This window comes from Micromonospora sp. NPDC003776 (genome assembly GCF_053605645.1).
Map to the genome: position 1 here is coordinate 1 of NZ_JBSGJR010000934.1, position 1,424 is coordinate 1,424.

Genomic DNA, 1,424 nt, shown 5'->3' on the forward strand with positions numbered 1-1,424 from the left:
CTCTCCGCGACGGTCGCCCGCCCGGCCGGGGTACGCCGGACGAGGCTGCGCCGGTCGGTCGGGCTGGCCCTCGCCGGGGTGGCGGTCCTGGCGACCGGGTACGCGCCCGCGCCGCCCGCGCCGGCCCCGGTCACCCTGCCGGCCCGGCTGGACCTGGGCCAGCTCACCCTGCACAGCGAGTCGGCGGAGCGGGTGGTGACGGTGCGCAACCGTACCGCCCAGCCGGTCCTGCTCGGCGCCCTGACCGTGGGCGGCCCGTCCCGGGGTGACCTGCGGATCGTGGCGGACGCGTGCGGGCCCCGCCGGCTCGCCCCGGGCGCGGTCTGCGACGTGGGCTTCGTGGTCGTCCCGCACCTGGCCGGGCCGGTCCGGGGAGTGCTGGAGCTGTCCGTGGCGGGCCGGCGGGTGAGCACCCTGGTCACCGGCACCGCGGCCCCGCGTCGGGCCAGTCAGGACGACGCCCCGCCCGGCCCCTGCTACGCCGACGCCTACCAGGTCGGCGCCTCCGCCTACGGGTACGCGGGTGGCCTGCGGGCCATCTCCGTCAAGCAGTACTGGTCACCGAGCTGCCACGCGGCGATGGCGTACGTGTGGGTATGGAAGCAGTACCGGGACAACGTGGGCACCGGGGGCGGCACCTGGGCGGTCGACCTGGCGGTGCGGTCGGCCGGCGGGACCGGCACCCGGCAGCGGGCCGCCGGCCAGGCGTACGAGCTGTGGACCGAGCCCTACCCGTCGGCGGGGCGGTGCGTCACCGCCTCGGCGACGGTGACCGCGGCCCGCGGCGGCGCGGCCACCACGGCGACCACCCAACCGTGGTGCGACCGGTGACCGGCGGGCACTTCGAGGTCCACGGGCTGGGCCCGGTACGCCTCGTCCCGCTCACCCCGGACACGCTGACCATCGGCCGGGCGCCCGGCAACGAGGTGCCGGTCGACAGTCCGCTGGTCTCCCGGCTGCATGCGCTGGTGGAACGGCTGCCGCCCGGGTGGATCATCCGCGACCTGGGCAGCACCAACGGCACCACGGTCAACGGGGTGCCGCTGCGGGAGGCCCGTACGCTGCACGACGGTGACCGGGTGGAGATCGGCCCGGCCCGGCTGGTGTTCCGGGCTCCGGCGCAGCTCACCGGCGTCCGGACGGTGGGGGTGGCGCCGCCACCCGCGCCGCCGGCGCTGACCCGGCGGGAACGGGAGCTGCTGGACCTGCTGTGCCGCCCGTACCTGGCCGGTGCGGACGCGTTCCCGGAGCCGCCGACCGTACGCGCGCTGGCCGGCGCACTGGGCGTCAGCGAGAGCGCGGTGAAGAAGCACCTGACCCGGCTGTACGACAAGTTCGACCTGGTCAGCAACGACGACCGGCGCCGGTCCCGGCTGGCCGCCGAGGCGGTGCGCCGGGGGGCGGTGGGCTGAGGTCAGCCGCGC

General features: G+C 77.4%; 2 protein-coding genes. Both read left to right on the forward strand.

From position 1 onward, the window contains the following. Nucleotides 1-831, forward strand: an 831-nt coding sequence (locus tag ACWEVO_RS36495; protein WP_452311944.1) for a hypothetical protein, incomplete at its 5' end; no start/stop codon positions are given. Continuing rightward, nucleotides 828-1,412: an FHA domain-containing protein gene (locus ACWEVO_RS36500; RefSeq protein WP_452311945.1), complete on the forward strand. Its 585-nt coding sequence runs from the start codon at nucleotides 828-830 to the stop codon at nucleotides 1,410-1,412. The genes ACWEVO_RS36495 and ACWEVO_RS36500, both read left to right, overlap by 4 nt. Nucleotides 1,413-1,424: the final 12 nt, after the last annotated feature.